The organism is Streptomyces rubiginosohelvolus, from assembly GCF_014649875.1.
Lineage (GTDB): Bacteria > Actinomycetota > Actinomycetes > Streptomycetales > Streptomycetaceae > Streptomyces > Streptomyces rubiginosohelvolus.
The window spans coordinates 15,497-35,476 of sequence record NZ_BMTW01000012.1 but is presented as its reverse complement, the minus strand read 5'-3'; the positions used below and the strand labels follow the sequence as shown (position 1 = coordinate 35,476).

The 19,980-nt window shown below is 65.8% G+C and carries 14 protein-coding genes and 1 pseudogene; 7 read left to right on the top strand and 8 right to left on the bottom strand.

The features are described from left to right. Positions 1 to 547: 547 nt before the first annotated feature. The 5 genes and pseudogenes from IE134_RS24175 to IE134_RS24155 form a co-directional block, all read right to left on the bottom strand. A pseudogene (locus tag IE134_RS24175) lies at positions 548 to 1,278 on the bottom strand (transposase family protein). A gap of 339 nt (positions 1,279 to 1,617) precedes the next feature. Next, positions 1,618 to 2,454, bottom strand: coding sequence for a phosphoadenosine phosphosulfate reductase family protein (locus tag IE134_RS24170; protein WP_031082430.1), 837 nt, complete (start codon positions 2,452 to 2,454; stop codon positions 1,618 to 1,620). Further along, positions 2,451 to 6,131 (bottom strand): ATP-binding protein, encoded by a 3,681-nt coding sequence (locus IE134_RS24165; protein ID WP_189431686.1) that lies wholly within the window; start codon positions 6,129 to 6,131, stop codon positions 2,451 to 2,453. Before IE134_RS24165 ends, IE134_RS24170 begins: the two co-directional genes overlap by 4 nt. Further along, positions 6,128 to 7,252, bottom strand: a complete 1,125-nt coding sequence (locus tag IE134_RS24160; protein WP_229823722.1) for a DUF4007 family protein — start codon at positions 7,250 to 7,252, stop codon at positions 6,128 to 6,130. The genes IE134_RS24165 and IE134_RS24160 overlap by 4 nt, the downstream gene beginning before the upstream one ends. Before the next feature lie 35 nt (positions 7,253 to 7,287). Further along, the gene (locus IE134_RS24155; RefSeq protein ID WP_031082438.1) at positions 7,288 to 8,463 is read right to left on the bottom strand and encodes a cysteine desulfurase family protein; all 1,176 of its coding nucleotides are present in this window, start codon (positions 8,461 to 8,463) and stop codon (positions 7,288 to 7,290) included. A gap of 424 nt (positions 8,464 to 8,887) precedes the next feature. Between IE134_RS24155 and IE134_RS24150 the strand changes: the two genes are divergently transcribed. From IE134_RS24150 to IE134_RS34695, 5 genes are all read left to right on the top strand, one after another. Beyond that, positions 8,888 to 10,504, top strand: a complete 1,617-nt coding sequence (locus tag IE134_RS24150) for a DEAD/DEAH box helicase (protein WP_189431684.1) — start codon at positions 8,888 to 8,890, stop codon at positions 10,502 to 10,504. Then, positions 10,489 to 12,372, top strand: coding sequence for an ATP-binding protein (locus tag IE134_RS24145; protein WP_229823720.1), 1,884 nt, complete (start codon positions 10,489 to 10,491; stop codon positions 12,370 to 12,372). The genes IE134_RS24150 and IE134_RS24145 overlap by 16 nt, the downstream gene beginning before the upstream one ends. Beyond that, positions 12,369 to 13,286 carry a phospholipase D family protein gene (locus tag IE134_RS24140; RefSeq protein ID WP_189431682.1) on the top strand — a complete coding sequence of 306 codons (918 nt, stop codon included), beginning with the start codon at positions 12,369 to 12,371 and terminating at the stop codon, positions 13,284 to 13,286. The genes IE134_RS24145 and IE134_RS24140 overlap by 4 nt, the downstream gene beginning before the upstream one ends. A 19-nt stretch (positions 13,287 to 13,305) precedes the next feature. After that, on the top strand, positions 13,306 to 13,641 hold the full coding sequence (locus tag IE134_RS24135; protein ID WP_031082445.1) for a nucleoside triphosphate pyrophosphohydrolase: 336 nt from the start codon (positions 13,306 to 13,308) through the stop codon (positions 13,639 to 13,641). Positions 13,642 to 13,886: 245 nt separating this feature from the next. After that, positions 13,887 to 14,351: an IS3 family transposase gene (locus IE134_RS34695; protein WP_189431680.1), complete on the top strand. Its 465-nt coding sequence runs from the start codon at positions 13,887 to 13,889 to the stop codon at positions 14,349 to 14,351. A gap of 24 nt (positions 14,352 to 14,375) precedes the next feature. Here IE134_RS34695 and IE134_RS24125 read toward each other — a convergent pair whose 3' ends face one another. Beyond that, on the bottom strand, positions 14,376 to 14,825 hold the full coding sequence (locus tag IE134_RS24125) for a hypothetical protein (protein WP_189431678.1): 450 nt from the start codon (positions 14,823 to 14,825) through the stop codon (positions 14,376 to 14,378). Positions 14,826 to 15,118: 293 nt separating this feature from the next. Further along, positions 15,119 to 15,628 carry an NUDIX hydrolase gene (locus tag IE134_RS24120; protein ID WP_126932121.1) on the bottom strand — a complete coding sequence of 170 codons (510 nt, stop codon included), beginning with the start codon at positions 15,626 to 15,628 and terminating at the stop codon, positions 15,119 to 15,121. Positions 15,629 to 15,973: 345 nt separating this feature from the next. Here IE134_RS24120 and IE134_RS24115 point away from each other — a divergent pair, with 345 nt between their 5' ends. Further along, positions 15,974 to 17,194 carry a S1 family peptidase gene (locus IE134_RS24115; RefSeq protein WP_030710620.1) on the top strand — a complete coding sequence of 407 codons (1,221 nt, stop codon included), beginning with the start codon at positions 15,974 to 15,976 and terminating at the stop codon, positions 17,192 to 17,194. A 60-nt stretch (positions 17,195 to 17,254) separates the two neighbouring features. Here the strand turns inward: IE134_RS24115 and IE134_RS24110 are convergent, their stop codons facing one another. Beyond that, complete coding sequence (locus tag IE134_RS24110; protein ID WP_098895550.1) at positions 17,255 to 18,328, bottom strand: helix-turn-helix domain-containing protein; 1,074 nt, start codon at positions 18,326 to 18,328, stop codon at positions 17,255 to 17,257. 139 nt (positions 18,329 to 18,467) lie between these two features. On the opposite strand from IE134_RS24110, the gene IE134_RS24105 reads away from it, so the two are divergent. Next, complete coding sequence (locus IE134_RS24105) at positions 18,468 to 19,976, top strand: sigma-70 family RNA polymerase sigma factor (protein WP_189431786.1); 1,509 nt, start codon at positions 18,468 to 18,470, stop codon at positions 19,974 to 19,976. The last annotated feature ends 4 nt before the right edge of the window (positions 19,977 to 19,980 follow it).

Below are 19,980 nucleotides of genomic sequence, written 5' to 3'. Positions count from 1 at the left end.
GCACACCCTACGGGTCTGACAAGCAGAGCGTAATGTGGTCTTCCAATCTTGTGGGTTATGAGGGTCCGTTGGCGGGGGTGTGCTCTCGTGCGGCTTGCAGACCAAGACAGCTGAACCTACTTCGGTGCAGCAGGCGCATCATCAGGCTCTGTCCATGTATCGCCAGTTGGCGTATAGGGCGCTGCTTGAAGTCATCGATGCGGCATGGCCCACCGGGACTGCTGGCGCGGACTGCGTACTGGCTACGGTGCAGACGCCCGTCGAGGCGCTGCGCGAGCGCTATGAAAGAGCCCAGCAATCGCTTTCCGGCAGGAGGAGTCACGACGCAGCGAGTTCACCGACGACCTGCTGTACGGACGTGGCGACTTGGGACTCTGGTGGAGCGGGCAGAGCAGTTCGGGCTGAAGCTTTCCCACACAGTCGCCGTCGCCGAAGGCCCGCCCCCTACACCGAGGGCGAAGTCGTGCCCCGCCTCGTGGAGCGGGCCGTGAACGTGCGCTTCGGCGATCGCAACACCATGCTCACCATCAAGGAGCCTTCTCCAACCTCACGCTGATGCGTGGTGAAGGGCGAGGACTGCCTTCACCAGGTCGGTGATGCGCTCGGTGCTGCAGTGGAGCTTCTGCAGGAGCCGCCAACCTTTGAAGGTGGCCATGGCCTGCTCGCCGAGGCAGGAGATCTGGGCGTGGGTGCTGTTGTGCCTGCGCGGCCACCGCTTGAGGCGACGGCCTCAGGAGGGCACCTGGATGGAACCGCTGGCGCTCTGATAAGCCTTGCCGGCCCAGCACTTCAGTCCGGCCTCGGCGAGTGCGGCGACGATGTCGTGGGTACGGGCGGCGGTCAGGTCGCGAGTGGGGCCGGGGAGCGCGGGTGAAGCCCACAGCAGCCGTCCACATAGGTCGGTGAGGACTTGGACGTTCATGCCGTGCGCTGGTGCTTGCCGGGAGTGGTACGGGGTGTCGGCGGCGATTCGGTCGAGGATGACGAAGGCCAGCTGGCGTGCGGTCCGCATCGCCTAGGCCAGGCTTGGAGCGAGTGCGGCCAGGGCCTTTATCGCTTCGCTGACGTAACGGTAGACGGTCCCGATCCCGATGCCGAACGCAGCGGCTGGCTGAGCGTGGGGGTCGCCGCGGCGCAGGTGAGCCAGGACCACAAGCGCCTGCCTGTTCGGCGTGATGCGGCGCGGGTGCCGATCATGCGGCGATGAGCGGCCAGGCACCGGGCAAGGTGACGAAGGTGCGCGCTGGACAGATCGATCGCCGATGGGTAAACAAGCACGCGAAGCTCCCCGCGACATGGGTGATCTTGGTCGTGAACCCTGCTAGGAGCTTCGTCATTCACCTCACGCAGCGTGCCCCAACCTGCCAGCCACGCCCGAAGGTTGGAAAAGGCTCAGTATCCTGCCCGCCCCCACACCAGGCCCATGACCTACGAGCTTCATGATGTACAGGTCTCAATCGACCGACCGTCAACGAGCGTTTCAGAGAGGGGGATTTGTGGTGCGTAAGTGGTGGGTTACAGTCTGGCATCCAGGGCCGACGCTCCGTCGGAAGACGCGAAGACCCGCCTGCCCTGTGCTTGTGAGCACAGGGCAGGCGGGTTCGGGTGGGAGTCGGATCAGAGGTGGCAGACCGCGCAAGCCGCCGAGTCGTCATCCTCGTCGAGCGCATCGGAGAGGATCTCCAACAGCGGCCGGTTCGGCTTCACACGCTTGGCTGCGCGCTCAAGGGCAGCCTCGTGCTTGGCCTCGATCTCGTCGCGGCGTTCTATCAGTTCACCCAAGGACTCGCCCTGAGACCAGGTGTACTTGCGACCCTGCATGGCCGTGTCCTGGTGCTTGAGCTTGTCTTCGTAGGCGACGGCCTTCTCGTATAGCTCTGGGTGTCGGTCCTTGAGGCCCACCCACTCGTGCTTCCGCTGGAAGAAGCAGAAGTAGCAGCCGGAGCGGGTACGCCACTCGTAGTAGCCAGGCAGGCCAATGCCGGCCTCTTCGAGGATGCGGTCGACGCCCGCGCGGTCGATCCCGTCTTCACGGAAGGGGAAGACCGCCGTGATGTTTGGCTTGGTGCTGACGTAGCCCAGCCGATTCTCGTCGGCACGGATTGCGACGTATGAGATGGCTTCGTCGTCGCCGATCCACTCTTCGAGCGGCCGGATCTTCAGGTTCTTCGTGCACCAGCGCATCTGAGGGCTGGGCAGCGTCCCCTGGTAGACCTCCAGCCAGTGATCGAAGTCGCGGGAGGAGTTGAGCCGCTCAATGGGCTTGCCGAGCGCGCCTTCGAGGCGATTCAGGTACTCGTAGGTCTCGGGCAGCTCGGCCCCGGTGTCGCAGAAGAAGTACTCCATCTCCGGCACCCGGTCGCGCATGTAGATCGCGAGGGATGAGGAGTCCTTACCCCCTGAGATCCCGAGTACGTGGCGCTTCTTGCTGCTCGTGCCGTCGGCGTCTGTCACGGCTGCTCCTTCCTTTCGGATGTGGCGCTGTCCTGCTGAGACAGGCGCTCGGCCAGCGCGGCGAGGAGGATGCGTGCGCCGTCCGGGCCCAGTGCTTCCTCAGCTTGCCTGATGACACTGACAACGAGCTTGTCCGCGGCATTCCGCGACTTCTTGGGTACGTGGATGAGCGTGCGCTCTTCAGCACCCTGGGGGGTGGTGAGTGTCAGGAGGTGAGTGTCGATCTGCCGCGGCTTCGGCTTGGCCCGCTTTGTGGCTGCGGAGCGAACCGTGACAGGTGAATCCTTGGCCTCGGCCTCCTCTAGGTCCTCGACTTCCTCGGCCTCCGTGACACTGTAGAGGTGGCTGACCCGGTCGAGGGCGCGAGCCCTGTCCTGTACGACACGAGGGAAACGATCCATATCGCGGTCGGTCCAGTCCCCGAGGGCCTGGTTGACCAGCTGGACCACGACCGTGCCGAGCCAGTCGTCATCGGGGAGCATCTCGTTCGTTACGCGGGACACGAAGCCGTGAAGGCTGACCTCAAGAGACGCGTCCGCGAAGCCCTGGAGCCGCTCGGCGAGACCTGCACGGAGTTCCGTGATGCTGGTGGCAGGAAGCCTGAACTCCTTGGCCAGAGTGTCCACCACGTACCGCTGGAGGCTCTCACTCGCGCCGGTGAGCTCGTTGAGCGCGGAGGTGAGCCGCTCGATGAACGACTCGGCCGCTTCCGCGTCCTTCTTGGTTCCAGGAGTGATCTCCTCGAAACCAAGCGCTTCCGGCAGCTCCTCGAAGACAAGATTGTCCGGGTCGGTGGCCCTGGACAGAACGTCGCGGACTGCGAGGGTGTCCTCACTGAGCCGCTGAGTCTTGCGGGAGTACTGATCCAGGACCAGGATGCGGTCCAGCATCCCGCGGGTGACGGCCAGCAGCGCCGGGTTGCGGTTTGCACGACTGCGAGGAATGTCGACGTCGAGCGACTTCACCAGGCCATCGAGCACGAGCCTGCGCTGTCCCCGGTCCACGGGGGTCGACTTCACGGTAAAGCGTTCCGGGTAGGGAACGTTGAGGCGCTCCACGATGGCGGCGGTGAGGCGAGGGCAGTAGTTGCCCTCCTCGAACAGCGCTACGTCGTTGCCCCGCAGGATGAGCCCTGCGACCACCAGGATCGGGACCACACCGGCCTTCACGCCGTACGGCGCAGCCATGAGACGCTCGTAGATGTCGACGATGGGGGTCGGCTCGGTGGCCTCGCTCAGGGCCTCCTCGAGGGCTTCCCAGACGGGCATGACGCTGGAGTTCTTCTCAGCGTTGGGGCGAGCCATGCCATGGGTGTGGAGGGTGCCGCCCGAGCTCGCGCCGCCGCTGACCTCGCCGGTGGCGCGGTGCAGACCGAGGTGCTCGACGACTCCGTCGTAAAGGGCACGCTCCGCGGGGAACTTGTCCTCGGGCCAGCCGAGCCGTGCCAGGCCGGTCTTCTCGATCATCGCCGTGAGGACCTCACGCCGCGTGCGAGCCGCGTTGCTGGTGAGCTGGTGGCGGCCCACCATTTCGTTCCTGACATGCGGGGTCTGGTGGTAGACCACGTTGCACGCCTCAGAGACGAGCCCTGCGTAACTGCGGGCACTGAGCTCCTGGGCGGGATCCCCGTCGGTGTCCTCACCGCTGGCCCAGAGGTACCAGCTCGACTCGTCGCTGCCAGGGCGGAACGCCTCCGCGAGCAACGCCGTGATCTTCTGGGAGAACTCCCCGGCTCGTTCTTTGATCTCTCGCCGGGCGACATGGTCGAGTTCCTCGTCGCCCATGAGGTCCTGAAGAGCTACGAGAGTGGTACCCGCGGCCAGCACCGCCTGCGGATTCCGGGTGAGCCCAACCACGACAGGAAGGGGAGAGTCCACTCGCGGGCTGTTCTTCAGTTCACCGAGGTGGAAGACCAACATGCCGTCTGCTGCGTCCTGCACGATCTTCGGGCCGCGCAGCTTCTCGGTCTTGTGGCTAACAGCGGTCACGAAGTGGCGCTGCATGCCGGTGAGCTGGCTGTGGGCGCCGGCAGCGACCGCGTTCGGGAGAACGTTGGTGCCGAGGTGCTTGTTGAAATAGCGGACGACGTCATCAGGCTGGAGCTGCGAGGCGATCTCGCTGACCCGGGCGTCGATATCGACATCGGTGCCCTGCCAGATTCGGTACTCGTCGCTGTACTCGCGGTGGACGACGAGCCCGTCCTTCACCAGCTTGTCCAGCCGCTTCTTCAGCTGCTCGAAGCGGTTGACGTCGGTAGCGTCGATCGGGTCGTTCAGCGCGAACTGAATCATCGCTGGCGTCGCCCGCAGCATGCCGTCCGCGTCGATGAGGTTCAGGACGCCGATGGCCTTGAGGAGCGACTGGTCTTCTTCCGGGAGGCCGTTAGCCTCTTCGAGCCGGGTGTTGATCTCCAGCCAGCGGCTCGCCTTGGAAGAGGCGAGAATCGTGGTCCGCCCGGCAGAGAAGAAGAAGTCGTACAGCTGCGGAATGCGCAGCGTTGAGGCTCGTTCCGGAGAGCTGGCCGCGAACGTGTCCAAGCTGCGCCGCACGGTGAACGGTTCGTCGTTGACGAGGAAACCGCTGAGGCTGCGGTCGTTCTGGCCGATCTGAGATGCCATGAGCGGCGCGGCAACTGCAGTGAGCGGGTGCAGCGGGTACAGGTTGGCGAATGACTCTACGGAGACATCGACCACCGAGTGCAGCGACTGGTGACGCCAGATTCCGTGGGCGGCCTGAGCCTGCGCCTTGATCAACTTGTGGCTCTGCTCCGGCAAGGCGGAGTGGTCCAACTTCCGCTGAAGAAGGTAGAGCGCGTCACCGAGGTTCGGGGCGAAGGTGACGTCCTCGAAACGGCCCTGGATCTTGGCCCATTCCTGGGTCTGGACCGAGTTCGACCGAGAGGTGTAGTCACTGAACGCCAGGTGCTGCAGGGTGAAGATGTAGAGCGGGAGGCCCTTTGCTCCGGCACCCTTCTCCGCGAGGAGTTGGAGCAGGAAGACGTCGCTGTCGGCGTTCTTCCTGTTCGCCTCGACGGACACCAGGTGTTCCAGCGTCTTGCCGAACTCATCGATGATCAGTAGAAGCGGTGCCCTGCCGCACAGCGTGGTGACGGCATTCAGCAGGCTGTCCGTAGTCGGGACGTCCGTCTCAGCGCAGGCAGCCATGACGGACGCGATGTCCTTCGGAACACGCTTCTTCCACTTACGTTCCACCGCAGTCTGGAGTGCCCGGTGGACGGTAACCGCCAGCGGCTCACGACGAGCCGTGGTGACTGCGCCCAGGAAGCCGTCGCCAGGGTGGGTATCCCGGTTCTCGGCGATCTCCTGCGCAAGTGCTGGGTGCGTTGCCGAAACGGCCTCGTGAGCAGCGGCTCTGCGGTTCGTGTCGTGACCGAGCAGAGCGTCGATCAAGTTGGAGAGCGTCGACTTGCCGGACCCGTACGGTCCGGTGAAGGACCATGCGCGGGAGCGCTTGAGGTCGCCCAGAGCGTTGCCCACGCGGTCGAGAACGTCGAACGCGCGTACACCGACGTACGGGGAATGCAGGTCCGCGTCGTATACGTCGCGTTCGAGGTTGGTGGAGCGGAACTCCGTGCCAACGAAGCTGATCCCGGCGGGGATCTGGGCACCAGTGTGCTTCGCCCTGGTGCGAGCAGAAGGCTGGGTGGCCGTGGTCACGCGAGCTCCTCGTTCTTGTCAGCCTGCAGGGGGAACAGCTCCTGGGCGGTCTCAGCGTCATCCGTGGCCTTCTTGAGGCCCGGCTTCTCCCGCATCCACTCCTCAGGGGTCGGGAAGCCGTCGCGGTCACGTACGCGGCCGTACTGCTCGTCGAGAATGTCCCAGGCGAGAGTCTCGGGATTGTCCGCGAAACGCAGACTCCGCTGTCCGAGAGACTCGACGATCTCCAGCTGCGGGTGCTTCTCGACGAGCGCTTCGATCGACCGCGCGAGCTCAGGTTCACGCATTCGGAAGGCGAGCCCGGGTGCTCCAGGCTCGTTGGCGAGCCGGGCCAATGAGATGGAAGCCGGCCTGCGCGAGAAGCGCGCGGCATAGTCAAGGCAGGCGTACAAGAGGACGCGAGGCGGGAGGCTGGGGCGGATGCCGCTGGTGAAGCGGTAGGTGCGCTCCTTACCGCGCCCTCCCTGGTACTCCAGCAGGCCGAGCTCGCGGAAGGGGCAGAGGAGCGAGTCCTCGAAGCTGCCCGGGGACAGGGGGTTCGCGTCGGGGTCGGGTGCGTACATCTTGATGAAGCACTCGGCATCGCGGGTGACGGACTCAGCCGCCGGCCACTGCTCACGCTCGAAGCTTTCGTGCACCTCGCGCGTAATGAGTGCGGTCATCTCATCGATCGTGACGCGGGCCAGCGGAGCGAGGTGGAACATCGTGTACCAGCTCGGGGCAAGGCAGGGAGCTTCCTCGCTGCCCGAGACGAGCCACCAGTGCAGCAGCCACAGGCTGCCGGTGTCCTCAAGGTAGGGATCGGCCCCGTCCTCGTCCAGGAGCCACCGGGCACGCCAGGTCGGTGCGGCTGCGAGGGAACGTGACTGGTTCTCGGCACTGCGGTATTCATGGGTCAGCTTGAAAGCCTGCGACCAGTAACGCATCGAATAGACCATGTTCTTACCCACACCGAGACGCACAAGAGCGTCTGGAGCATGGAAGAGCATCTCGTCCTGCTTGACCTGAAGGTATGCCTTGTGCAGCCAGCCGAAGCGCGGGGGGAAGCTTTCGTGGCGGTTGAATTTGAGTCCGACGACGTCGGAGAGGCGGCCTTCTGGCATTACAGTCGAGCCCTTCATTGCGAAGTGTGGATAAGAAGTTTTGGAAAGTCCGGTCAAGGGCCGGCGGTGGCACTCATGAGCGCTTGGACATGTGTGACGGCCTGCGCTGTGGAGGCCACGGCCCGACGGACCTCTTGTTCCGTTGTGGAATAGCCCAGCGAAAAACGGATCGTGGCATCGGCGTCTTCGCGGCTGAGGCCCATGGCGACAAGAACATGACTTGGGCTTGGAGCGCCCGCAGCGCAGGCGCTGCCGTCGGAGGCGGCCACATCCGGCATGGAAGAAAGTACCGCGTCGGCGGGAGCGCCGGGGAAAGTGATGCTTGTTACGCCGGGTAGCCGGGGTGCTCCGGCGCCGTTGACATAGCTACCAGGAAGACGGGCAAGTAGCTCGCCTTCCAGGAGGTCTCGCAGCTTGGTGCTGCGGGAGGCGTCCTCAAGGAGATCTCGGTTGGCGGCCTCGGCGGCAGCCCCCAGGCCGGTGATGCCGGGAACGTTGAGAGTGCCGGCACGCCAGCCACGCTCGTGACCGCCGCCGAAGGTCAGGGGACGCTGTGGCAGCCGGATACCACGCCGGATGAACAGTGCACCGACGCCTTGCGGGCCCCCGAATTTGTGCGCGGAGAGCGACATCAGGTCGACGTTGAGCACCCCCAGGTCAAGGGGGAGCTTGCCGACGTACTGTGTCGCGTCCGTGTGAATCAGGGCTCCAGCCGAATGGGCGGCCTCGATCATCGGACTGAGGTCGGTGATCACGCCGGTCTCGTTGTTCGCGAGCATCAGCGAGACGAGGGATACGTCTCGCCCCAGGAACGAGGCTTTGAACGCCTCTGTGTCGAGTTGGCCTTGTCGGTCTACAGGCAAGATGGTGAGGGAGTCTGAGGCGCCGCAAGTGAGAGCTCGTGCGGTCTCCAGCACGGCCGGGTGCTCGACGGCGGAGGTGACGATTACCTGCTGCCCGGTGTGAGCGGCGTGCAAGGCAAGGTTGTTGGCCTCGGTGGCGCCAGAGGTGAAGATGATCTCGCCAGGGGAGCAACCCAGTAGATCTGCGAGGCTTCGGCGTGCTCGGTCGACCCTGCCTGCGGCACTGCGGCCGTGATGGTGGACGCTGGAGGCATTGCCTACGGCGCTGAGCGCTTCGTTCATCGCTGCGAGTGCTGCCGGGCGCATGGGAGCTGTGGCGTTGTAGTCGAGGTACGCCGACCGCGACTCGATCGCATCAGGTTCCATGAAATGCCCCCACTCGTCGTGATTCGCTCCTTATGCCGCTCGTCCTGGTGGGCGTTCTCGACCGGTAGCTCAGGTTCCACCAGGAGCGTCCTGCGATCCTAACGAACCTTCGGGGCTAGTGGGACCGGCACGCCGCAGGTAGTGCAGGCACTAGCGCTGCGTGAGCATCTCGCATCGAAGAGTGTTCTCTTTTGTTCGTGAGCCTCTGATCAGGGCGGATGTGCGCCCGGTGAAGCCGAGCCTGAATCGGCGATCTTCGGCCCGTTGTCAGTGGTGGCCTCTACTGTGGATCGCACGTCGTGACCCGAGTCACGGCGGCAACAAGGATCGGACAGCACGGCGTGGTGGAGAGTCGGCAAGTGCAAGGTGGGGACGCGAGAGGCGCGGAAGCGCCTCGGCTGAGGCGCGAGGGAGCTGAAGCGGGATGAGTTCACCCGGCATCGCATTCGCGCGCGTCCTAGATGCGGCCTCCCTTGATTACGTACGCGGCCTTCTCGGTGAGGAGGCGTGCACGCTCCTTGACCTTCTGAGTGGTGGGGATGCCGACGAGGCAATGCTTCGGTCGGTAGCGGCGGCGGCTGTATCCCCTGAGCAGATTTTGTCCGATGTCGATAAGCGGCAAGAGTTTCTGGATATTTTGCCGGGTGGCAAAACGGATGAGCTTGCAGGAAGGCTGGGGTGGAAGGGGTCTGGTCGAGCTGCGACGTTCCTGCGGAAGTGCGATTGGACGGCGGAACAGCGCAGGACCCTTTTGGGTTTTCTGGGCTTGATTGTCGAACGAGCGCCGAAGGCTCCTCCTGCAGTGCGGGGTACGGCAGAGGCGGGCTACGCGCTCTTCTCGCATCAGCGTCGCGCGGCGGCACGAGCTAGCGAGCGGTTGTACGCGGATGAGCGGCGGGTCGTCCTCCACCTACCGACTGGGGTAGGGAAGACCCGGACGGCGATGAACATGATCAGTGATCATTTGCGATCACACGAACCGACACTCGTTGTGTGGCTGGCGCGCGGGAACGAGCTTCTAGAGCAAGCCGCTTCGGAATTCGAGCGAGCGTGGGCAACCCTCGGGAACAGGGATGTGCACGTGGCCCGGATGTGGGGGGACGCAGCAGCTGATCTGACAGGGGTCACCGACGGGATCGTGGTCCTGGGGCTCGACAAGGCGGTCGCCGCGATCAAGAAGGACCGAGACTTTCTCGACCGCTTGGCACTGAAGACGACCCTGACTGTTTTCGATGAGGCGCATCAGGCCATCGCGCCGACATACAGCAGGGTCACGGATGCACTGACGCTTCGCCGGGACTCAAGCCTGCTGGGACTGACCGCGACTCCTGGTCGGACCTGGGCAAACGTCGAGGAGGACAAGCGGCTGTCTGAGTTCTTCGCTCGACACAAGGTCATGCTGGAAGTCGAGGGGCACGACAACCCGGTCAGCGCCTTGATCGAGGACGGTTACCTGGCTCGTCCTACCTTCCGGACCGTCGCTGCCGACTCCGGCATGAAGTTGAGCAGAAGCGACTGGCACGCGTTGGTGGATGCGTTCGACATCCCCGAGAAGCTGATGGCTCAGCTGTCGACGAGCGCGCAGTGGAACCTGCAAGTCGTACGGACGGTGCTTGAGCTGTCGAAGGAGCACTCGAGGATCTTGCTATTCGCGGCCTCGGTGGAGCACAGCCGACTGTTGGTGTCCACGCTGTCTGCTCTCGGTATCGATGCGGAGCAGGTGACCGCCGACTCTTCTAAGCAGCACAGAGCGAAGGTGATCGCTCGGTTCAAGGGGAAGTCGAACCGCCCCATGGTGCTGTCGAACTTTGGAGTGCTGACGACCGGGTTTGATGCTCCGGCTGCCAGCGCTGCTGTTATCGCACGTCCTACAACCTCTCTGGTGTTGTATAGCCAGATGGTGGGGAGGGTGATCCGCGGGCCGAAGGCCGGCGGCACCTCGACGTGCGAAGTTGTGACCGTAATTGACCCTGATCTTCCGGGGTTTGGCGATGTGGCAGATGCGTTTACCAACTGGGAGGACGTGTGGAGCAGCAGATGATCGATGTCGACAGCTACCCGATTGTCAGCGCGGACATGACGGTCAAGGCGATGCGAGACAGTGGGTACAAATCCACCGCGCACGCCATCGCCGAGCTGATCGACAACGGCATCGAAGCGAAGGCGGACGTCGTTGAACTCTTCACCGTAGAGGCGACTGAGAAGCCCACGGAACGATCGCGCTACCCGATCGCGAAGATCGCGGTGATGGACAACGGCACCGGTATGGATCGGGAGACGCTTCGGAGGTCGCTCCGGTTCGGCGTGGGAAGCCGCCAGGAGCGCAAGGGCATAGGGCGTTTCGGCGTGGGCCTCCCCAACTCCAGCATGTCCCAGTGCACTCGCGTGGACGTGTGGTCGTGGCAGAACGGTCCTGAGAACGCACTCCACACGTACCTCGATCTGCACAGGATCGACGGCACCGACGCGCAGGTTCCGGAGCCGGCGCTGAAAGCAGTTCCGCAGGAGTGGCAGAAGTTGAGCCAAGGGCTCGGGACGTCCGGAACCTTGGTCCTCTGGACCGATCTCGACCGCGTTCAGTGGATCGGCACGGCCACAACGCTGAAGCACACCGAATGGCTCATTGGCCGGATCTATCGCAGGTACATCACGGATGGGCGGTGCCGGATCCGTCTGGTCTCGGTCCGTGGAGGGGAAGAGCTCCCTGGGGCTGCCGACGCTCTGCCTAACGATCCGCTGTACCTGACGCCGAAGTCATCCACCCCTGCACCGTTCGATACAAAGCCGATGTTCAGGCCGATCGGCGCAGGGTCCGTGGGAGAGATCGGCGTCGAAGAGTTCATGGTCAAGGGAGTTGACGGTAAGTCGTATCCGGTCACAGTCCGAGCCTCGATCGCTACGGACGCTGCTCGCCGCTCGGATATCGAGGATGAGCCCTGGCCGGAGGACGTCACTCCGACGCTGGATCCTGGTCGAACTCTCTGGGGCAAGCACGCAGCCCGGAATCTCGGTATCTCGCTCATGCGGGCGGACCGTGAGCTGGACCTGGACAACGGCTGGACCAGCACGTCCGATCCGGTGGAGCGGTGGTGGGGAATCGAGATCGACTTTCCGCCTCAGCTCGACGAAGTCTTCGGCGTGACGAACAACAAGCAGTCAGCCACGAAGTTCACGGCCCTCTCGCACTTCAACTGGGAGGAGGAAGGAGAAGGGCTCACCCAGCTGGAGTTCAAGGAGCTGCTGAAGGAGGAGGGGGACGGCCGTGTACCGCTGATGGAGATCGTCTTCCACGTGCGGGACAAGCTTCTCAAGCTGCTGAGGGACGAGCTGAAGCAGCAGACTCGAGGTACGCGGAAGGCGCGTAGCCGCCATGAGTCGGCTGAGAAGCAGGCCGAGCAGGCTGTAAGGCGCAGGCGTGAGGAAGCCAGCCCCAGCGAGACGGACTTGCTGGAGGATCAGAAGACGGCCGAAGAGAGTCGGCAGGAACAGATCGACGACTTGGTCAAGGAGCATGAGTACACGCCTCTTGACGCAGAACGGATGGTCGCCGAGACCATGGCGCAGAACCGCCATGTCCGGCTGATCACCAGCCGTTCCCCTGATTCACCTGCGTTCTTCAACATCAAGTACTACGGCGGTGTGCTTCAGGTTTCGTTGAACATGGACCACCCGGTGTACGACGACCTGGTGGCAGTTCTGGACGATGAGTATCAGGACTCCAGCCCGAGCGAGCTCAAGGACAGACTGGAGCGGGCTTCGAGCGCCTTCAAGTTGCTGCTGTTCTCCTGGGCGCGCTTCGAGGATGAGACGACGCAGCCGCGCACGAAGGAGCGCATCAAGAGCTTCCGGCAGGACTGGGGTCGCATGGCCAGGGAGTTCTTTACGGTCGACGAAGAGGACGATGAGTGAGACCGGATTACGTCTGGGGGCAGCTTCACGAGCTGTTGAGCTCGGCGAGCGAACGTGTCGTGCTGGTGGCGCCCTTCATCAAGAAGGAAGTGTTCGCTGCGGCTGTTGCTGCCCTCGGTGATCGAGATGTCGAACTGCTCTGCGTGACCCGCTGGGCAGTCATGGAGATTGCGGCCGGTGTCTCCGATCCGGAGATCGCGGAGGTCGCAGAGCGGGACCCTCGTGTCTCCATCGTGCTCTGCCACGACCTCCATGCGAAGGTGTACGTGGCGGATGATCGCTGCCTCGTGGGGTCGGCCAACCTGACGGGGCGGGCGACCGGGCGGAGGATTCCGAAGAACCTCGAAGTGCTCGTCGAGGTACCCGCCGATCATCCGGAGGTGAGGTTGGTCCTTGACCAGGTTCAGCGGACAGCCGTGCCGGCAGATGCAGAGATGGGGCGGCGCCTTCGAGAGCAGGCGAACCTCCTCGCTAACGATGAGGACCGGCCGGATCTTGTGGTCGTCGTGGACGAGGTGGATTCGACCCCCACACGGTGGCGTCCGGAAACGCGCATGCCGGCTCGCCTCTCCAGGGTCTATCGCGGGCTGAAGTGCGATTTCCCGCATGAGATTCTTGCTGGCGTTGTACGGGACCTGGCGCATCTGGACATCTCGCCCGGCTTGGACGAGACAGCCTTTTCCTCGGCTGTACGGACCCGTCTCTACGAGCTCGCCGAAGTCGCCGCGCTCGCGAGGACGGGGAGCCTCAACCAGGTGGACCTTCAGCGGTCGATCATGGAGGCGGATGGCTGCGAGGAGGAGGTCGCGCAGCGCGCGGCTGAGAACATTGCTGAGTGGCTCAAGTACTTCGACGAGGTCAGGATCGTCCAGACCGGGCCCTGGGAGCTGATGCAGGGGCGGGAGATTCGATGATCTTGAAAGGGTGTTCCTGATGAGGGCGGGCGGGAAGCTCGTACGGGACCGGATCCCGGAGATCATCCGCAGGAACGGCGAAGAGCCGGTTTCGTACGTCGCCGATGCGTCGGAGTATCGGCAACGGCTGCGTGACAAGCTGAGCGAGGAGACTGACGAGTTCCTTCAGGCAGACGGCGAGATTGCCAAGGAAGAGCTCGCCGATGTACTTGAAGTAGTTCAAGCGCTTGCGCGCAATCTAGGCATGACTCTGGACGATCTGGAACGCCTTCGCGCGAGCAAGGCCGCCGAGCGGGGTGGTTTCGAGAACCGCATCATCTGGATGAACAAGGTGGGCGGTGAGGGTCGCGAGTAGCTGAGCTTGGCCTCTCTACCAAGGGTTGGGGGTGCCTGTGAGGCGGATGAGCCACCGACGGGAAGCGCGGCGACCACGCAAGTAGACGATCTCCGCCTCTGGGGCGAGGCGTGAGATCGCCGCTTCGTGGCGTGCCGCGGCCGAGTCGTGGCGGAGGCGCCGGATGAGTGCACGGTGCGGATGAAGGGCGCGGTGCGGCTTCAGGATGACGACTATGTCGCAGGCTGACAGGTGACTGTCGGTAGGTGGCGGTGATCGGTTTCGCGTACCTAGGGTGCCACGGGCGGGACCTGGCTGGTGCGCTCGGTGCGGCGGCGGAGGCGGTGCTGACCGAGCAGATCCGCAGTATTTACATCGAGACCAAGGGCGCCTACGGCGTTCCTCGGATCACGCGTGAGCTGCGGGAATCCAGTCCGGTGGTGAACCACAAGCGGTTGGCGAGGCTGATGCGGGCCGCCGGGATCACCGGCCGCCACCTGCGGAAAGGCAAGCGCACCACCGTCCAGTACGCACGGGCGCCGAAGGCCCCGGGCCTGGTGGGCCGGGACTTCACCGAGCCGAGGACGGATGTCCGCTGGTTTCGGAAACATCACGTACTAGCCGGTCAGGAACGACTGGTTGTACCTGGCCACGGTCATCGAAATGCATTCAAGGCGCATGGTCGGCTGGTCGATGGCCGAGCACATGCGGGGCAAGTCACTGTCACCTGAAGGTGCAGCAGACCCGATGACATGTTAGTCCAAAGTGATCGGTCCGTCTGGAAGCCAGCCGTCAAGGTAGCCGTAGGTGAGGACCTTCACGGTCTCGACCTCGGGGTGGTCCAGCCAGAGGTCGAGGGCGGCTCGGGGAGTCCAGAAGATGTTCCTGCCCGAGATTTCATCAGCTGACCCCGCAGCGACTCGGACGATGTGAAAGCGCTCCTCCCTCCGCAAGGTGGCGCGTTCGGGGGCGGAAGCCCAGCGGTGGCCAGTGACTGTGCCGATTCTCATCGGACGCACGGGGAAGAGGTCGCGACAGAGTCGGTATGCGGTGTCTGTGTAGTTGTCGCCCAGCAGGGCCGGGCGCTGAGGGAGAGTCCACTTCGGGTGACCGGCCTCTGGGGGCAGCAGGGCGATGCGGTGAGTGAGGTCGATCGCGATGACCTTCGCGATGCGGTGCAATCGTGGAGCTGGCAGGTATCCCATGTTCGAAGGCTTTCTTGTGGCTAATCAAATAGCCAACTTGGTGCGGCGTGCGGGTGATGCGTTTGTTGTGGACATGGTGATTCGGGAAGTGGTCATGCGGTTCGCGGGAAAGAGGGTGTGAAGACCTGGCATCGCCGCAGGTCAGACCTACTCGTGAACGCCCCACAAACACAAACGACAGTTCGCGAGTAGCTCTCGGGAACGGTGACGAGATCCCGCCCGATCGAAAGATCGGGCGGGATCTCGTCGTTTCGGGCTTCGTGCGATGCGGATGCATGAAGGGTGCCCAGAGGTCAGAGCGGCTTGGTGTCCGCGGGCAGACGCAGGTAGCGGTCGTAGGCGTCGCGGCTGTCCGAGACGAAATTCCAGTCCGCCATCGCCTGCTGCAACTCGGTGCCGGACAGCCAGCCGTGCCAGGCCACTTCGGCCACCCGCGGAGCCACCCGCTCGTGGTCCACGGTCGCTTCGTACACCGCGAACCAATAGGGGCTCAGCTCGCCCCGGCAGAGGAACTTGAACAGCGGGCGGACCGGTGCCGTGACTCCCATCTCCTCGTCGAGTTCACGAGCGGCGGCCGCCTCGTATGATTCCCCCGCCTCCACGGCACCGGCCACCAGCCAGCTGTATTCACCGGGAAAGCGCGAGCTGTTCTCGGGGCGACGGTGGACGAGATAGCGGCCGGTCTCGTCCCGGCACAGCACCATGGACATGCGATACAGCAATCCGGCGGCGACGGCTTCGTTCCGGCGTACCACGCCGATGACCCGGTCGTGTTCGTCGACATGGTCCACAAGTTCGCTCATGGGCTTGATACTTCATGACTCGCTCCGCCCGGCGCCAGCGATTGACGTGGTTGAAGGCCGTCCGTATCGCCGTGGTGGCCGTCGAGGGCGGTTGCGCAGGTCCGGCTGGGTGCGGCGCGGTGAACAGCCGGTCGTTTCTCTACAGTTCTCGGCCAGTTCTGTAGAAAAGAGCCCCACCGCCACTTCTTGTCGCGGCAGTTCCGGCTGCGACAGAGTTCGAGGCGCGGCGACAGGAACATGTCATCGCCGCCGGGCAGTGTCCATGGAACACATCGCGCTTCCCCAGGCGCGGTGTGGCCACCCCCCCATTGTCTGGACGCTCGCCTGCGTAGCGGAAGGAATCGCGTGAAGCACGGAAAGAAGAACGCGCGCAGATACATCGTGGCCGCCTCGATCGGCGCCCTTCTGTCGGCCGGAGTCGCCACAGGGGCCTACGCCGGTACGACGGAGGAGCCCTCGGCGCCCGCGGCGGCGCCGGCGTACCAGCCGGAGATGGTCAAGGCGCTCGCCGTGACCCTGGGTGTCAGCGAGAAGGCCGCGGTCGAGCGGCTGGACCGTGAGGCCGAGCAGCAGGACCGGTTCGCGGAGCTGCGGAAGGACCGGGTCGACACGCTCGGGGCCTTCTTCGCCAAGGACGGTTCGCTGGTCGTCAACGCCGCCGACGCCGAGGCGGCGAAGGACGTCCGGGCCGCGGGTCTGAAAGCCCGGGTTCCCGAGCGTGGCGAGAGCGAGCTCGACCGGATCAAGGCCCAGCTCGACGCCAAGGCGCTCAAGAGCGCCCCGGCCGGGGTCTCCGCCTGGTCCGTCGACCTCGCCTCGGACACCGTGACCGTCGAGGTGAACGGCGCCACCGACGCCGCCACCCGCAGCTTCCTCAAGGCCGCGCAGAGCAACGGCGACGCCGTGCGCGTGGTCAAGGGGCAGGAGAAGCTGGAGACCCAGGCCGTCGTTCCGCCCGGCAGCCGGATGACCTTCAACGGCTACCTCTGCTCCGTCGGTTACGGCGCCAAGGACCGCAACGGCAAGCAGGTGCTCGTGACCGCCGGGCACTGCATCGAGGACCTGCCCGCACTGGCATACAACGGCACCCGGTTCGCCAAGGGCACCCACACCCGGTTCGCGCTCGGCACCCGCAGCGTCGACATGGGTATCGCCGCCGTCGACGCCGGCAATTCCATCGGCCTCGACATCACCACGTACGGCAAGGCCGGCACCGTCCCGGTCAAGGGCAGCAAGCGGGCCCCCTCCGGCGCGGCGCTCTGCAAGTCCGGCCAGACCACCAACTGGACCTGCGGCAAGGTCGGTTCGTACAACGTCAGCGTCACCTACACCGACCAGAACGGCGGCCCCGACACCGTCGTGACCGGGCTGGCCAGCTCCAGCGTCTGCACCCAGGGAGGGGACAGCGGTGGCGCGTACGTCTCCGGTGACCAGGCCCAGGGCATGACGTCCGGCGGTCCCACCAACCAGCGCTGCAACGGGCAGGTCAACTCGCCCGGCTCCTCCTACTTCCAGCCGCTGGACGACGCCCTCGCGTACTACGGGCTGACGCTCAACACGAAGTAGTCGCACCGCAGAAACAGACCGGCAGAATGGCCACCCCCCCAGACGCGGGAGACCGTCCACTCATCCTGGGCGGTCTCCCGTTCCACTTGGCCCCGTGCCACCGGTTCCCGTTCCGTACTCCCATGCCACTCCGTGCACACCCGGCTTGCACCGGGAGGTGAGCACATGGACGTCGTGCGCGTCGCTCAGCGGGATACGGCGGCGGCCGCGGGGCGGGTCGCCGACCTTGTCCCGGACGTAGCGGTGGCAGTCGGCGGGCAGGGCGCCGGGGTGGAAGAAGACCTGCTGGAGGTATTCGTGGAGGTTCGTCCGCGACCAGCGTTCGTAGTGCGTGGCCGGGGTCTCGGACGGGCTCACCTCGACCGCGTAACTCACCACCGTCGTATCCAGCTTGGCCAGTTCCCGGCCGAAGTGGATCTCCAGCACCAGGGACTTGAGCCCCTTCAGATACGTGGCCTCCGCCAGGCGGCCGCACGTGACCTTGATGTCGACGGGTTCGGCCGCCTCGTCGTCGAAGCTGAGCACGAAGATCGCCCGGTCGGCGCCGGCCCGCTTGGCGCGCAGCACGTTCGTGGTGGAGATGCCGCTCAGCGTGCCGGTCTCACCGACCCTGACGATGTCGTGGACCATCAGCGAGCTGGTCTCCTGGTTGAAGTGGCGGAAGCGGGCGCCGAGCGCCTTCTCCACCACCGAGTCCTCGCCGAGGATCTGCAGCGCCGCTCCCTCCGCGTCGGGCGGGGTGGTCCGGCCGCGCGGGCGGCGCGGGCCGAGCAGCGAACGCAGGGCTCCGGCGGGCAGCTCCAGGATCTCCTCCAGCACGTCCACCGCCTGGAGGGAGCGGGCCCGTTCGGGCTGGCTGCGCCCGCGCTGCCAGCTGCTCAGGGTGGCCTGGCTGATGGTGATGCCGCGCACCCTGAGCCGTTCGCTCACCCGCTCCAGGGAGAGGCCGCGGCGGTTCAGCGCCTCCCGCAGGACCCCGGGGAAGGTGTCTGCGCCGGTCGCCGCCGCGTGCAGGGCCGAGGTGGTGATGGCCTCGCCCGTCCGCGCCGCGGTGGTGTGCGCCTCGGTGGCCCGCGGATGCGTGGCCTGCGATCCGGTGGCGTGCGCCTCGTCGGTGTCCGTGTCGCTCGACATGTCTCTCCCCGCTCCCGCACTCTCTCGGCGGGACTGCCTGCCGGCCCCCGCATACTGGTTGACCACCGGGCGGGGGGCGGATAACAAAACCCCCAGGGGTGACCTGGCCCACATTCCGGTGGCGAACCGAACGAAGGGCGTGAACGGCGTGGACAGCACCGCTCTGGTCATCGCGGCGAGGAACGGCGACCGGGCCGCCGGGGAACGGCTGGCCGCCCAGTACCTCCCGCTGGTCTACAACGTCGTCGGGCGCGCCCTCAACGGCCATCCGGACGTGGACGACGTGGTGCAGGAGACCATGCTCCGGGCGCTCTCCGGCCTGCCCGCCCTGCGCGATCCGGCCCGCTTCCGCTCCTGGCTCGTCGCCATCGCCATGAACCAGGTCCGCAGCCGCTGGTCCAACCTCGGCCACCGCCCCGCCCCGCTGGAGGAGACCGACGACCCCGCCGATCCCGCCGCCGACTTCGTCGACCTGACGATCCTGCGCCTGGAACTCTCCGGGCAGCGACGCGAGACGGCCGAGGCGACCCGCTGGCTGGACGTCATCGAGCGCGATGTGCTGTCCCTGTGGTGGCTGGAGACGGCCGGCGACCTCACCCGGTCCGAGCTGGCCGAGGCGCTCGGCCTTTCCCCGCAGCACGCGGCCGTACGCGTCCAGCGGGTGAAGAACCAGCTCGACGTCGGCCGCACGGTCGTCCGGGCCCTGGCCTCCGACCCCCGCTGCCCGGCCCTGGAGGACCTGCTGGGCGACTGGGACGGTACGCCGACACCGCTGTGGCGCAAGCGGATCGCCCGCCATGTACGGGGCTGCGCCTCCTGCTCCGACGGCAGCGCGGGGCTCGTGCCGGCAGAGGGCCTGCTCTCCGGTCTCGCGCTCGTGGTGCCGCTCTACGACAGCGGGCAGCAGGTGGCGGTGGCCGTCGCCTCCTCGGCGGCCCCGGCCACCGCCGCCGCGCCCTCGGCCGCCGCGCACGCCGCCCCGGCCGCCTTCTCGGCCGGGAAGGCGGCCGGGCTCATAGCCGGGGCGGCCGCCGTGACCGCCCTCGCCGTACTGATCTGGCCCTCAGCCCCGGCCGGGCCGGAGTCCCGGGGCGGCCCCGTCACCGCCAGCCCCGCGCCCCCGCCGGTGACCGCCCCCGCCGAGCCCGGCCCCAGTCCCTCCACGGTCCCGCCCACGCCGACGCCCACCCCCAGCCGGACCGCCGCCACCCGGCCGCCCACGGTCCCACCGTCGCCCTCCGCCTCGCCGGCGCCCGCGCCGCGCCCCGGCCCGGACGCCCGCGTGGTCACCCGGGTCAACACCCTGCGCGCCGCGAACGGCTGCCCGGAGCTGGAGACCGACCCCCGGCTGACCGAGGTCGCCCAGCGGCACTCCGAGGACATGGCCGCGCGGAACTACTTCGACCACACCGACTCCTCGGGCCGGGGCGCGGGCGACCGGGTCGGCGCCACCGGCTACGCGTGGTCGGCCGTCGGGGAGACCATCGCGACCGGCATGAGCGATCCGGCGGCGGTCGTCGAGGAGTGGCGCAACAGCCCCGGCCGCGACGACGACATCTTCAACTGCGACTTCGTCCACGTCGGCGTCGGTATCGCCGACTCCCCGCGCGGCCCCTACTGGACCCAGGTGCTGGCCACCCCGAGGTGAGCGG

Bases quoted from the DNA above. Each gene is read 5' to 3' on its own strand.
- IE134_RS24120 (WP_126932121.1), bottom strand. From the start codon at position 15,628: ATGAGCGAACTTGTGGACCATGTCGACGAACACGACCGGGTCATCGGC.
- IE134_RS24125 (WP_189431678.1), bottom strand. From the start codon at position 14,825: ATGGGATACCTGCCAGCTCCACGATTGCACCGCATCGCGAAGGTCATC.
- IE134_RS24150 (WP_189431684.1), top strand. From the start codon at position 8,888: ATGAGTTCACCCGGCATCGCATTCGCGCGCGTCCTAGATGCGGCCTCC.
- IE134_RS24110 (WP_098895550.1), bottom strand. From the start codon at position 18,328: ATGTCGAGCGACACGGACACCGACGAGGCGCACGCCACCGGATCGCAG.
- IE134_RS24155 (WP_031082438.1), bottom strand. From the start codon at position 8,463: ATGGAACCTGATGCGATCGAGTCGCGGTCGGCGTACCTCGACTACAAC.
- IE134_RS24160 (WP_229823722.1), bottom strand. From the start codon at position 7,252: ATGAAGGGCTCGACTGTAATGCCAGAAGGCCGCCTCTCCGACGTCGTC.
- IE134_RS24135 (WP_031082445.1), top strand. From the start codon at position 13,306: ATGAGGGCGGGCGGGAAGCTCGTACGGGACCGGATCCCGGAGATCATC.